Annotated in this window: 13 protein-coding genes; 6 read left to right on the plus strand and 7 right to left on the minus strand. The window is 64.0% G+C overall.

What is annotated here, in order from left to right; genetic code table 11:
• Positions 1 to 225: 225 nt before the first annotated feature.
• From MLGJGCBP_RS33885 to MLGJGCBP_RS33915, 7 genes are all read right to left on the minus strand, one after another.
• Complete coding sequence (locus MLGJGCBP_RS33885) at positions 226 to 555, minus strand: three-helix bundle dimerization domain-containing protein (RefSeq protein WP_160101222.1); 330 nt, start codon at positions 553 to 555, stop codon at positions 226 to 228.
• 92 nt (positions 556 to 647) lie between these two features.
• Entirely contained in the window at positions 648 to 1,136 is a 489-nt protein-coding gene (locus tag MLGJGCBP_RS33890; RefSeq protein ID WP_160101224.1) for a hypothetical protein, read from the minus strand.
• Positions 1,137 to 1,371: 235 nt separating this feature from the next.
• Positions 1,372 to 1,749, minus strand: coding sequence for an SHOCT domain-containing protein (locus MLGJGCBP_RS33895; protein WP_160101226.1), 378 nt, complete (start codon positions 1,747 to 1,749; stop codon positions 1,372 to 1,374).
• A 31-nt stretch (positions 1,750 to 1,780) separates the two neighbouring features.
• Positions 1,781 to 2,062: an SHOCT domain-containing protein gene (locus MLGJGCBP_RS33900; protein ID WP_160101228.1), complete on the minus strand. Its 282-nt coding sequence runs from the start codon at positions 2,060 to 2,062 to the stop codon at positions 1,781 to 1,783.
• 15 nt (positions 2,063 to 2,077) lie between these two features.
• The gene (locus MLGJGCBP_RS33905) at positions 2,078 to 2,530 is read right to left on the minus strand and encodes a DUF6325 family protein (protein WP_160101230.1); all 453 of its coding nucleotides are present in this window, start codon (positions 2,528 to 2,530) and stop codon (positions 2,078 to 2,080) included.
• A 958-nt stretch (positions 2,531 to 3,488) separates the two neighbouring features.
• The gene (locus MLGJGCBP_RS33910) at positions 3,489 to 3,704 is read right to left on the minus strand and encodes an NAD(P)-binding domain-containing protein (RefSeq protein WP_160101232.1); all 216 of its coding nucleotides are present in this window, start codon (positions 3,702 to 3,704) and stop codon (positions 3,489 to 3,491) included.
• Positions 3,705 to 3,810: 106 nt separating this feature from the next.
• Positions 3,811 to 4,677, minus strand: a complete 867-nt coding sequence (locus MLGJGCBP_RS33915; protein WP_160101234.1) for a phytanoyl-CoA dioxygenase family protein — start codon at positions 4,675 to 4,677, stop codon at positions 3,811 to 3,813.
• 375 nt (positions 4,678 to 5,052) lie between these two features.
• Here MLGJGCBP_RS33915 and MLGJGCBP_RS33920 point away from each other — a divergent pair, with 375 nt between their 5' ends.
• The 6 genes from MLGJGCBP_RS33920 to MLGJGCBP_RS33945 all read left to right on the plus strand — a co-directional run bounded on the left by MLGJGCBP_RS33920 (position 5,053) and on the right by MLGJGCBP_RS33945 (position 13,449).
• The gene (locus MLGJGCBP_RS33920) at positions 5,053 to 6,633 is read left to right on the plus strand and encodes a flavin-containing monooxygenase (RefSeq protein ID WP_087561478.1); all 1,581 of its coding nucleotides are present in this window, start codon (positions 5,053 to 5,055) and stop codon (positions 6,631 to 6,633) included.
• On the plus strand, positions 6,630 to 7,697 hold the full coding sequence (locus MLGJGCBP_RS33925) for an alpha/beta hydrolase (RefSeq protein ID WP_160101236.1): 1,068 nt from the start codon (positions 6,630 to 6,632) through the stop codon (positions 7,695 to 7,697). Before MLGJGCBP_RS33920 ends, MLGJGCBP_RS33925 begins: the two co-directional genes overlap by 4 nt.
• 63 nt (positions 7,698 to 7,760) lie before the next feature.
• Entirely contained in the window at positions 7,761 to 9,293 is a 1,533-nt protein-coding gene (locus tag MLGJGCBP_RS33930; protein ID WP_160101238.1) for an aminobutyraldehyde dehydrogenase, read from the plus strand.
• A complete protein-coding gene (locus MLGJGCBP_RS33935; RefSeq protein ID WP_160101240.1) occupies positions 9,286 to 10,692 on the plus strand; it encodes an APC family permease in 1,407 nt (468 codons plus the stop codon). The genes MLGJGCBP_RS33930 and MLGJGCBP_RS33935 overlap by 8 nt, the downstream gene beginning before the upstream one ends.
• Positions 10,693 to 10,755: 63 nt before the next feature.
• The gene (locus MLGJGCBP_RS33940; protein WP_160101296.1) at positions 10,756 to 11,937 is read left to right on the plus strand and encodes a PucR family transcriptional regulator; all 1,182 of its coding nucleotides are present in this window, start codon (positions 10,756 to 10,758) and stop codon (positions 11,935 to 11,937) included.
• Positions 11,938 to 12,282: 345 nt separating this feature from the next.
• Complete coding sequence (locus MLGJGCBP_RS33945; protein ID WP_160101242.1) at positions 12,283 to 13,449, plus strand: saccharopine dehydrogenase family protein; 1,167 nt, start codon at positions 12,283 to 12,285, stop codon at positions 13,447 to 13,449.
• Positions 13,450 to 13,466 lie beyond the last annotated feature (17 nt).

The raw sequence follows: 13,466 nt of genomic DNA on the forward strand, positions 1-13,466 counted from the left end.
TCCATCGTCGGGAGACCTCGACGTCTATCTGCGGACCGACGCGCCCGGCCGACCTACACCCTCATCTGGGAAGAGCCCCTTTTTGCGTGTGTGGTCGGGCGAGCCGGTTCGGATACGAGTTCGTCGTCGCCAACCCTCGATGATCGAGAGGGTGGCGGCATGGGCCCCACATTCATGATCAGCCTGCCCGGCCTTCACCGGGGCCCCGCCGTCTGCTGGCACCGCTCACGACAGACGTGGAGAGCGGTGTACGAAGAGCCGGCGCATTCCCCGACTGCTGATCGTGGCGTGCACGCCCGACTCGGTCTGGGTGGTGGGAAGTTCAGGGGTGTGCATCGGTTCTGGATGCGCCGGTGCACGGCTGTTCGTGGCATCGAGTGTGCGGGCGGCGGCCCGTTCGACCAGGAGGGGGACGAAGTCTCGGATGCGGCATCCGTCGAACCGACGGAGCGAGGCTTCGATCAGGTCCTCGATCAGCGCGGGGGCGAGGTCGGGGTAGCGCTGGATCAGTCGGGTTCGGACGACGTCGATATCGTGTTCTTCGCTGTCGTCCATGACGATTATTGTCCGCTCGGCCGGGGCTGGTAGAACGGGTTTTCGGAGCACGGTTCCAGATTTGTGCTCCCGCGGAGTCGATGTGGTTGTTGTTACCTTCCCGCGTCGGATTCGGAGGTAGTGGGGAACGGGCTGGGGCCGAGTTCGAGGGTGAGGGAGGTGGGGTGGAGTCCGATCTCTGTCCAGCTGGTGGTGACGATCAGCGACCCGGCGCGGGGGTAGGTGCCGATCCAGTACAGCGGCGTTGTGCGGTACGGCCCGGCTTCGATGTCGCGGGGTTCGGTCGGGTGGAGCGAGTCCGCGGGACCGTCGAGGTCGTCGACGAGGACGAGCACGGTCAGGTAGGACCACCGAGCCGACCAGTCCTGGGGGTCGGTCAGGGGACGGGTTTCGTAGCGGGCGAAGTCGGCGCGGATCCCGGTGACACACATCGCGAGTTGCAGCAGCAACCCGGACGCGAACGCGGTGACCGCGGACAGTTCGAGGGTCAGATCCTTCTCGGTGGTGATCAGCATCGGTGCGTGCACGCGAAGGCCCCGGGCGGAAGGCGGCGCAATGGCCGGCCAACGATGGCGGCGCATGCCTCATCTTCGCATCATTCGCCGCGAGCCGGGTCGGGATCAGCCGGGCGGGAATCGCATGTTTCCCAAAGGCATTCGTCCGGTGACCCGGAGGTGTCGGAGATGGACGTCCCGCTGCCGCAGTCGCCTGACGAGGGTGCCGGTGCGCCGCGTGTCCAGCTACGCATGACGCCACTGCGCGGGGTCCAGCGCCGGACGGTGGGATGGTCTGTGCACACGTAGTCGCGTTCTTTTGCTAGGTCAGTGCCTTGCTCTTGATCGTCTCGAACTCCTGCGGTGTGATCGCCCCCGAATCGAGCAGGGTCTTGGCGTCGGCGATCTCCTGGGCCGGGGATTTGCCCGCGACATCCCGGATATAGGTGTCCTGGGCCTGTTTGACCTGCCGGAAGGCCGCCCCGGACCGCTCGGTCATGCCCTCGTTGCGAACGATCAGGTAGATCAGCGCCGACAGGAACGGGATCAGGAACAAGAACAGCAGCCACAGCGCCTTGAGCCACCCGGACATCTCGTGGTCACGGAACAGGTCGGAGATGATCTGGAACAGCACCATCAGGTAGGACACGAACAAGAAGGTGACGACGACGATCCAGAAGAAGTCCCAGAAACTGTCCATGGTTGGTGCTCCGTCTTCTCGGTGACTGCGGTCAGGAGGCCAGGATTCGGGCCTTCTCGGCGTTGAACTCGTCGTCGGTGAGGACGCCCTGGTCGTGCAGTTCAGCGAGTTGTTTCAATGCCGTGAGACGGTCGGGCCCGCCGGTCGGGGCCGGCGGTGCCGGTGGGGCGGGCGGCGGCTGGGGTGCCGCGGCCGGCGCCGGTTGCTGGGCGGCCCAGCGCTGTCCTTGGCGGCGGGAGACCCGGTTGGAGACGGTGGTCGCGGTTCCGGCGATCACGGCGGTGCGGGCGATTCCGCGGAGTAGTCCTGGCATGGTGCGCTCCTTGCACTATCGGGTGGGGTCGTCGAGGGACTCTAGCGCCGCCAGGAGGCCTTGGACGGGTATCCGTCCCGACGCGACGAGTTGGGCGCCTTCTCGGCGGAGCGCGGAGGCGAACGGTGCAGCCCAGCGGTTCTCGTACACGAGGATCGCTCCTGCGCAGCCCGGTTCGAGGACAGCTCCCGCCTGCTCGAGATCGTCGCGATCGATCAGGCCCGACGAGGCCTCGGCGAACAGCGTCACATCGAAGGTCCCGGTGAAGCCCAGATCCTCGACGGCGATCCCGGCGAGCGATCCGTCGGTGCCTTTCCGGACGAACACCAGGTCGAGTACCCGGATGATGTTCCCCTTGACCAGGTCGAGCAGAAGGGGAAGAGCCGAGCCGTCGGGCGGGTGGTCGGCCGGAAACTCCACGACCAGGTAGTCGATGGGGCCCACGTCGTCGAAATCCGTGTCGGTCACTGCTCTGACCTCGCTTCTGAAGATTGCAGCGTTACAACCTCAGGCGAACATCTCCGCCTCCGAGCATGCGAAATGCCTCGTCCCAGCACTCACAGTTTCCCATCTACGCCTCAGAACGCGCCGGAAAACGACAACACCCGACACATGCAGACTCGAGCGTTCTTATCCGGACTGCCGCGTTCTGCGCCGATTTACCACGGGGTCAGGGGCAGACCCGCGTCCTCGGCACCGTGGATTCGGGCTGGCGAGGTTCGGCGGCGCAGGTGGTATTCGGTGCGGTTGACGGCGTTGGTGCCCAGTCGCATGTGCGCGGGGTTGATGCAGCCGACGAAGTTGCGCGTTCTCGTGCGTTGCCGGTGATGTGGGACCGGACGGAACGACGGCCCCGCCCGTGCAGCGAGGCCGAGAAGCCTCTGTTCGTCACTGACGCGGGCGTCAGCGAATTGCTCTCTTCGCGAAGCGTTGGCCAGCTGCGGGTGATCGAAAGTGGCGAAGGACGAGTTGTTCAAGCGATTGGCGTTGCTCTGGAGGGAGTCCACGCACAGCCAGGGTGCGGAGTATTTGCGCCAGGGTGGAGTAGAACCGTTCGGGGCTCACCCCGAACGCGACCCATATCTCGCTACTGGGGACGCCGCCGTAGGAGACTGCCGAGTCGCCGTCGCCGGAGGCCACCACCGGCTCGACCATGTCGCAGAATGCGGCGATGAGGTTGCCCGGTTGACCGATCTTTCGGACATCCTCGTGGATGATGTGCCCGGCCTCGTGGAAGGCTCTGCTGGACGCTTGATCGCACCCGCGCACGCAAGAATATTCGACAGCCCGGGGTCGGCGCCCTGATAGCGCGCACGGGCGGCTACCCACTTCTGCATCGCTCGTGCTTCGTCGGCGGTGCCCCAGGTGAGATTCACGAGAGTCTTGCCGGCAATCGTGTCGGGCGGCATGTCATCGAGTAGTTCGGTCACTTGCCCGTAGTGCGCGATGCAGAACACAGAAGGGCCGTGTCGCGCACAGCTGCGGTTACCTCGGAGGCTGCGACGGCGCCCAGCTGAATCAGCGGGGTGGCTTTTGCCGCCGTGCGATTCCACACCACGGTCTCGTATCCGGCGGTGAGGAACAGCCGGGCGAGGGTGGTCCCCATATTTCCCAGTCCGATTACCGAGATTGCAGTCGACAAGGACGATCAACTCCGCGATAGATATTGAGAGGTAGGAAGATTCAACAGTCGACCGCGGGCTCCGGGCGCAATGAGATCTGTGCCGCGAGCCGGCGGCGACGAACCGTCAGAGTTCGAGGTAGTCGGCTAGCTCGCCGGCGTCGACCATCCACAGGCCGGGTGAGCCCGTCGGATACTGCGAGCGGAAGCCGACGAGGCGCTGCACACGCTCGGACAAGGTGCGGACGAGTTCTCGGTCGACCAGGAACGGATAGGCTTCCTCGCCGACCAGATATCCGGGGTTCAACGCGAAACTGACCGCGCGGCGATAGTCGCTGTCGGTCACGTTCGCGCCGCCGCCGTGCACGGTCTTTCCGCTGAAGAAGATGGCGTCTCCCCTGTTCATGACTGCGGGGACGGTGTCCTCGGGAGTTCCGCGGTTCTCGAAGTCCTCCCATACGTTGCTCTTGGGGATCACCCGGGTCGCGCCGTTCTTCTCGGTGAAATCCGTGAGAGCGATGAGGAAGTTGATCATGACCTCGGGACCGGCAGGCCCCATTCCGACGAAGGGGTTCCAGTTCTCCAGGTCGCGGTGCAGGGTTTGGGGCCGGTTTCCCGGTCCGATCTCGATCACCTGAGCGGTGGTCATCCAGTAGGACCCGGACTCCTCCAGGTACACCGCGTCGGCGAGGGCATGGACCAGGTCGTGGTCGATAATTTCTTCACGGAAAGTCTTGCTTCGCGTGACCAGGTTGCCCAATCGCTTGGTGTTCCTGCCATGGAACTCGGCAATGAACTCGTTGTCACTCTTGCCGCCCGGCTCGATGGCCGTCAGGTCCGGCTCGATGTCGGCATTGAAGCGGTCGATCTGTTCGTCGGTGAGTAGCCCGCCGATGATGACCCCGCCGTCTTCGTGGAAGACGGCGAGAATGTCCTCGATCGGAGCGGTGGCGGGAATCCGGCGCAGGGCGGTTCCGGAGACGGTGTCAGTCATTGGTGATCCTCTGCTGATAGAACTGGCTGCGAAGGGTGGGGCCGCGACCGGGGGCGTGCGACCGGGGTGGAAGCTCACGGGTCGTCATCGTGTCGCCCTCGATGTGGCGCACGTCTCACCATCCTCCCTGTAGCCGCAGTGATCTACACCAAATCTCCACACGATCCGTGCATTGACGGTGCAATGTGCACCGCGGCCCGGCCTGCCGTGAAGAAATGGGCCCGGATCGCGGATCGCTGTCGAACCAAAAGGGCGCGGGTGTGCAACATGCACCGCACGTCGCTGCATTGTGATGCATCCCGGTGTGGTGTGGCGCACACCTGAACCTGCACGGTTGTCCGCAATCACTTTGTTCCATGGGAAGGCGGAACGACTATGAAAGTTTCCACTGCAACCGAGCACGGCGACATCGTCATTATTGGCGCCGGCATCTCGGGAGTCGGAGCGGCCTGCTACATCACGGAGGCATTCCCGGGGAAGAAGGTCATCATCCTGGAGGCTCGCGGGAGTGTCGGCGGAACCTGGGACCTGTTCAGGTATCCGGGCATTCGTTCCGACTCGGACTTGCATACGTTCGCGTACGAGTTCAAGCCCTGGCTCCACGAGACGGCGATCTCCGAGGGGCACATGATTCGGGACTACATGCGTGAGACCGTCGAGGAACGCGGTATCGGCAGCCTGATCCGCTTCCGGCACGAGGCGACTTCTGCCGACTGGTCCAGCGCGGACGCGGAATGGACACTGAGCGTTCGAAAGACCCTCGAGGACGGCTCGACCGAAGACGTCCGGATCAAGGCCGGCTGGGTGTTCAGCGCGACCGGATATTACCGTTACGATCAGGGCTACGCGCCCACGTTCGCCGGAAGCGAAGATTTCGAGGGCGATATCATTCACCCGCAGCATTGGCCCGAGAACTACGACCACTCCGGTAAGAAAGTAGTCGTAATCGGTAGCGGCGCTACGGCTATCACGCTCATCCCCGCCATGGCGACCGGGCCGCAGGCGGCGGCTCATGTGACTATGCTTCAGCGCACCCCGAGTTACATCTTGACTCTTCCGCGCGTCGATACATTGAATTTGCGACTCACCAAGATGTTCGGAGAAAAGCGGGGATATGCCCTGACGCGATTCAAGAATGTGTGGATCGACTGGGCAGTCGTGAATTTCCTGTCACATTTCCCCAAACAGGGGCGCAAACTCGTCCGCTATCTCACCAGCAAAGAACTCCCCGCCGGCTACGACGTGGACACACATTTCAATCCGCCGTACGAGCCCTGGGACCAGCGTCTGTGTCTGGCACCCGACGGTGACTTCTTCAAATCCATCCGCGACGGCGACGCATCGGTCGTCACCGATCGGATCGAGCGTTTCACGAGGAACGGGATACTGCTCGAATCGGGGCGCGAACTCGACGCCGATGTCATCGTTACCGCCACGGGCCTCAACATGCGGTTCATCGGTGGCATCAAGCAAACCGTCGATGGAAAGCCCGTTGACCCGTCGAAGACGGTCACCTACCGCAGCAGCCTGTTGTCCGGGGTTCCCAACTGGGCCTTCGCGATGGGTTACACCAAGTCGTCGTGGACGCTCAAGATCGGGCTGTTGATGAAGTACTTCTCCTCGCTGCTCGAGTACATGGACGAGCGCGGATACGACTCGGTGGTGCCGGTCGCCGATGATTCGATGACCACGCAATCGATGTTCGATCTCTCGGCCGGCTACATGCAGCGCGGCGAAGATCAATTTCCCCGGCAGGGGACCGAGGCGCCGTGGCAGTTGAAGACCATCTACCGGAACGACCAGAAGCTCTACAAGGGACCCCTGATCGACGGCAACCTACGGTTCGGGACTTCCGGAGGGCATGAGGTCACTCCGCAGCCGGAACAATCGGCCGGACCTCGGCAGACCCCGGTGGAGCTTCTGTCCGCGGTGACGGGAAAGGTGATCAGTAGATGACGACGTCGGCAATCGGTTCCGGCGCTCCGGTATCCGCGCCCGTGCTGTCGTTCGCCGAGCGCGCACAGCGCTTCGCCTTCACGGCTCTCGGCCGGATGCCGCGAGGCCTACTCGGCCGACTCGCGAAGGTGCCGGTCAACAACGAGGGCGACCGGATGGCTCCCGAGATCGCGGCACTGATGCGAATCACGGAGATGGCCGACGACTACAGCGACGGCACAGCGGTGAACGCGCGCATCCTCGAGGAAGCGCAGGCCCGCATCTTCGCCGAGGACTTCCCTCCGTTCGCGATTGCGGAAGAACTCAGTTTGCCGAGTGGACTTCGGGCAACCCGCTACCGCGCGCGTGCGACCTCCCGGGGACTGCTCGTCTTCTTCCACGGCGGCGGATTCGTACTCGGCAGCAGGGCCAGCTACGACTCGCCCGCAAGGCTGCTCGCTTCGGGTGCCGACGTCGACGTGCTGTCGATCGAGTACCGGCGGGCGCCCGAGCATCCGTTCCCGGCTGCCACCGACGACGCGTTGACCGCCTGGAAGTTCGCGGTCGAACACGCAGCGGAATGGGGTCACAACCCGAGGACGATCATCATTGCCGGTGACAGCGCGGGGGCCAATCTCACTGCGGTGCTCGCTCAGCAGATTCGAGGACAGGACATCCAGCCGCAGCTACAGGTGCTGATCTATCCGGTCACCGATCTGGTCGGCGACCATGCGTCGCGCGCGGAATTCGCCACGAACCCCGCTCTGACGGAGAAACAGATCGCGTGGTTCACCGATCAGTACCTGCCGGCCGGAGTTGACAGGGCTGATCCACGGATCTCCCCGGTCCGGGCCGAACATCTGTCCGGCCTGCCGCCGGCGGTGGTCGTCGTCGCGGGTTTCGACGCTCTGCGCGACGAAGGCATCGCGTATGCGGAACGACTGCGGGAGAGCGGGGTTCCGACGCAGCTGTTGCGGGAAGGCGGATTGGTGCACGGGTTCATTTCCTGGACCCGTGTCAGTCCCGCGAGCCGCGCCGCAGTCGAGCGCGTCATCGCTGCGATCTCAGAGTCGGTATCGCGTTAGCCGGATAGCGCGCCTGTTCGCGCTGCACATCACCGTCACCAACAGAATTGTTCGAGGGACATCATGATCACTACCGACGTATTCGCCGATGCACAAAGCCGTCTCGCGGGTCTTCCCAGAGCCCACTTCATCAACGGGGCCTTTGTCTCATCCGAAAGCGCCGCCGAAATCACCGTTCTGAACCCCGCGACCGGGACGTCGCTGGGCACCATTCCCAATGGAACGACAGCCGATGTCGACGCCGCGGTCAAGTCCGCCCGCGCTGCGTTCGGGGATTGGAGCCGGCGTACGCCCGGCGATCGCGCGGAGGTGTTGTTCGCACTCGCCGACGTGGTCGACGCGAACCGTGACGTACTCGCGGCGATGGAATCCATCAATGTCGGTAAGCCGATCGATGCCGCCGTCGAAGAGATCCCCGTCGTCTCCGATTGCTTGCGCTTCATGGCCGGAGCCGCGCGAACTGCTCAAGCGCCGGCCACTGCCCAGTACGCGCCCGGAACGATGTCGTATGTGCGCCGAGAGCCGGTGGGCGTGGTGGGCGCGATCGTTCCGTGGAACTTTCCACTGATGATGGCGGCCTGGAAGATCGCGCCCATTCTCGCCGGCGGCAACACGCTCGTCCTCAAGCCGTCGCAGTTGACACCGTTTTCCATTCTGGCACTCGTGGACTTGGCGTCGGAGATTCTGCCGCCGGGTGTGCTGAACGTCGTCCTGGGCCGAGGGAGCGACATCGGGGACGCCCTCAGTCGCCATCCGGATATCGACATGGTGGCGCTCACCGGCAGCACCCGATCGGGTCAGCTCGTCGCGCAGAGTGCTGCCGCCACCATCAAACGGGTGCACCTGGAACTGGGCGGCAAGGCACCGATCGTCGTCTTCCCCGATGCGGATCTCGACGCGGCCGCGGACACCATCGTTGCTGCGGGCTACACGAACGCCGGTCAGGACTGCGGAGCGGCGACTCGCGTCATCTGTCACAGCAGTGTCAGCGAAGCCCTGACACAGCGATTGGTGAGCGGGGCGGACGCGTTGACGATGGGCGACCCCGGCGGCCCCGATGCCGTGCAACTCGGCCCGCTGATCAGCGCTTCCAGCCGTGACCGCGTTGCCTCGATGGTCGAACAGGCGCGCCTGGACGGCGCCGTCGTCGCCACCGGCGGCGTAGTTCCGGACGGGCCCGGATTCTTCTACCCCGCAACAGTCGTCACGAATGTCGCGCCGGGAACAGAGATGGCTCGTGAGGAGGTCTTCGGACCGGTCATCTCGGTGGAAACCTTCACCAGTGAGTCCGAGGCGATCAGCAAGGCCAACGATGTCGAATACGGTCTGGCCTCCTCGGTGTGGACCAAGGACCAGGGCCGGGCACTGCGCGTCACCGAGGCACTCGACTTCGGCACCGTGTGGGTGAACTCGCATCTGGTCGGCGCAACCGAGATGCCCTGGGTGGGTTTCGGTCGGTCGGGCTACGGCCGCGACAACTCCATTTACGCGCTGGACGACTACTGCCGGACCAAGCACGTCATGCATGCGATGGGGGAACCCGAAGGCGTTAAACAGTTTACGAGTGGACCGACGAAGAAGGATTCCGATGACTGACGCCTCGACAACTCGGCGCGACGCCGAAACCACAGATTCGTCGCCTCACCTCGAATCCGGACATCTGAGCCTGAAAGCTCTGGTTGCCCTGTCCCTCGCGTCGTTCTTCCCGGCTGTCGCGATCGCTCTGGCCCCCTATGTGACGTACAGTTCGGCGGGAATCACCGGTTGGCAATCGTCGCTGCTGGCGACGATTGCGGTCATCTTCATCGGCCGCGCAATCATCGTGTTCGCCCGCAGATACGTTGCCAAAGGACTGATCTACTCCTACGTCGGCGAGGTCTTCGGGACCTGGGCCAAATGGCTTGCCGGCGCTGCGATGCTGGCCGGGTTCATCGTCGGTCTGGCCGCGTTCGCCTCGATCTGTGGCATCTTCATCGGGAGCTTTCTCAGCGCCCGAGGCATCCACTGGGCACTGGACCTCGGTCCGCAGGTCGTGGTGTTCGGCCTGGTCCTCAGCATGGCCGGAGCTATCGCCTTCCGCGGTCTCGATACGTCGGTGACCATCGCGGTGGTACTGGCCGTTCTGGCGCTGCCGCTGGTCCTCGTGATCACCGCCGCCAGCGCCCGGCACACCGGCCTGCATTGGTCGGAGCAGTTCAGCTACTCCGGCTTCAGCTTCGGTCACACCCTGCAAGGAATCGCGGTGGGTGCGGCGTTCCTCATCGCCTTCGAGAGTTGCGCCGCGTTGGCGACGGAAACTCGCAACCCGCGCAAGAATATTCCCGTCGCCATCATGTCGGTTCCCGTGATACTGGGCGGCATCCTCCCCATCGCGACGATCCTGCAGGCGCCGGGGTTGGCGTCCGCCAGTGAGCAATTGGCTGCCGGAGTCTCTGCGCCCGCCGCGCTCGCCGCACAGGCCGGACTCAGTCCCTGGATCGGCTCGGCCACGGATCTCGTTCTCGCACTGGCATCGTTCGCTGCACTCATCGGGTTCGTCAACTACGGCTCCCGGTACCTCATGACGCTCGCGGAGGACGGGATCCTGCCTCCCGTGCTCGCACGCATCCACTGGCGTCACCACACGCCGTACATCGCAATCGTCACAGTCGTCGGCATCAGCTTCCTCTGCGATGTCGGCCTGTCGTTCCTGGCGGGCAGTGTCAGCGCGGCTTACCTGCTCAATGCCAATCTCCTCGTGTTCCTGTGGGTCATTCCGTACGTGCTGATCTGCGTAGCGGCAATTGTCATCACGGTTCGGGAGAAAGAGATTCGCCCGGGGCTGTGGTTGACCACCATCCTCGGTGGCGCGGCCATGGTGTGGTCGTTTGTCAACGGAATCATCAACCCGCCGCCGGCGCCGGGCGATGTCGCCGTGTGGGTTGCGATCGCCGCCGTCGTCGTCATAGTCGGAATCTTCGCCATCTGCCGGGGCCGGCATCGGCAGATCCACTGAAATCTCGCTGACCCCGTGGAAAACGAACTGTGGCCTGCGCCATCCGATCGGGTCTGCGAGCTGATGAGGAATATCGCGGAGAAGCTGTTGCCGCTGAGCGACGGCGTGCTGGACGAGCTCGCCGCCGCATCCTTGCAGGACCCGCAGTATCGGGAGTTCGCGGCGGACCCGGTTCTCGCAGAGACGGACCGCCGACTCGTCGCTGCCAATCTCAAGCGGTGGCTACGGTCGAACATCCAGAGCCCGGGCCGGCGCGTCCCCAACAACGCAAGTCCCGAGACCTTGATCTACGCGCGGGACGTAGTCTTGCGCGGCCTTGTTCTGGACGAGTTGCCGTCATGGCGGGCGACACAACGCACGACCTGGCGTTGGTGGTTGAACGCGTGCTTCTCTGAAACGTCGGATCTGCAGGAGTTACCCGAATTGATCGAGGTCTCGGCCAATTCGTTGACGACGTTTGCGGATGACTGGATCGAGGCCGTCGCCGCGCACGTCGACGAAGTGCGTAACGAACTCGCCGGCGGTGCGCATCTGCAACGTTATGCAACAGTGGAGTTACTGCTGCAGGGGTCTCGAATAGTGCGGCCACGCGCCGAAGCCCAACTCGGCTATGCGCTGACGGGGCGCCATGTGGCGGCGATCGTGTGGACCGATTCGGATGTGGCCGCGGACCTGGAGCAAGCCGCCGAGCAGACCATGCGGGCCTGCGGGGTCACGACCAGGCTGACCGTCGTCGCCAGTACTGCAGCGTTGTGGCTGTGGATGCCGGTGCGAGAAGTTCCGGCGCCGTCGGACGTGATGTCCGAGCTGAGTCGGCTCGCCGGCACGGTGCGAGTCGCATTCGGCCGCCCAGGAGACGACGTCGCGGGGTTCCGTCGTAGTCATATGGAAGCCGCTGCAGCGCAACGCCTATTGACCCGTCTGCAGTCGAGGCTGTCCGTGGTCCGGTACGAGGATGTCCAACTCGTTGACCTGCTCACAGCAGATGTCGCTCAGGCAGACCAATTCGTCAAGGACACCTTGGGGGACCTCGTCGATACCGACCCTCTCCTGATGGACACGGTCTCGACCTACATCGACGAGAGGTTCAACCGGTCGAGTACCGCCCAGAAGCTGTTTACCCACCGCAATACGATCGACCGGCGGCTCGCGCGAGTCGATGAGCTGTTGCCTCAACCGCTCAATCAGAACTCGGTGAGCGTGGCCGCGGCGTTGCAGTTGCTGAAATTGCGCGCCTCGACCTGATCTCCGAGGGCGACAAAATGATGCGGCCGGCTCGGGCGTGTGGGGCAGAGTGCACCAATCTTTGTGCGAATCGGCGTATTTGGCTTCGGAGGTCTTGAAATCAAGGGCACTGCGGCGCTAGTTTCCTGAATATCGATTATTCAGGAAGTTCGCTCCTCCCTTCGACGGAAATCTGCGAACTTTGCCTTTTGACGGCAGTCGACGACGGACCGTGCGGCGAATCTCGATTTCCGACCACGGTCATGACGACGACAGTCTCCCAGGAACGGCGAGCTGGCAGTCCGCATGGCGATGGGTTGCGGCACATAGATTTCGACACCACCAAATACAAGTCAAGGAGTGGGAATGAACGTTGTAGTCATCGGAGGCGCGGGCCGAGTGGGTGCCCGGGTCGTCAGCGAACTCGCCAAGGTGAGCGACGCGAATATCGTCATCGCGGACCGGAACAAGCCTCGGGACGGCTCGTTCCAGTTCGTCGAACTGGACCTCGCCGACGGCGAATCCCTGCGCCGAGCGGTACGTGGCGCACAGGTAGTGGTGAATACTTCCGGTCCGTTCGATCGCTGGGGAACCGTCGTGCTCGATGCCGCGATCGAGTGCGGCGTCGACTACATCGACGTCTGTGACGACCCGGCGCCGACGATCGAACTTCTGAAGCGGGACGAAGCGGCGCGCAATGCCGGTGTGCGGGCGGTGGTCGGGTTGGGTATCAGCCCTGGTATGAGCAATCTGCTCGCCGTCGTGGCGGCGCGCCAGTTGGACTCGGTCGATCTGCTCACCACCTTCTGGGGCCGGCCCGGCGACGGTAAGGACCTCGACGAGGCCACTGAGTTCGCCAATTCCATGGCTTCTGCGTTCGAGGGTGGCCGCGCGGCGTTCACCCATTTGATCGCCCAGGCGGCGGCGGAGATCCCGGTGTGGCGCAATGGGGCTGCCGCTTACGAACCGGCATGGCGCGCGGCATACCGGGTCACGACTTCGGACGGCGAGACCGGGCTGTACCGGGTCATCGGTCACCCCGAGCCGGTGACGCTCCCGCACACCGTCGCGTCGCGGGATTGCATCAACATCGGAACCATCGAGGAAGGTGCCGACCGCTTGTTGCTTCCGTACCTCGATCGGGTCGGTGCCGGTGAGCTGAGTGAGACCGAGGCGCTCGGGGCGATCGCGGCCGATCTGCGCGCGCATCCGGAGAAGCTCGTGACCGAACGCATCGGGGATCCGATCAAGGCGTTCGTCGGCGTCGCAGCGACGGGCGACAAGGACGGCGCTCAGTCCGGCATCGTGGTTCTGCCCGGTGGCCCGGTCGACGGTTCGATGAGCCTGGAGACTGCACGTCCGGCAGTTGTGGGTGTGCTCGTGCTGTCCGATGTTCCCGTCGGAGTTCATTCTCCGGAAACGGCTTTCGATCCGGACAAGTACCTGACCGCGTACTCCGATACGTACTGGGGCGGCGCAGAGGCCTACGTCGTCGACGTCGCCGGCCCGACGGCGGTCGAACGGGTCGAGTAGCCCGTCTGCACATCCGA

Origin of the sequence: Rhodococcus sp. T7, assembly GCF_009872365.1 — a bacterium.
Taxonomy (GTDB): Bacteria; Actinomycetota; Actinomycetes; order Mycobacteriales; family Mycobacteriaceae; genus Rhodococcus_F.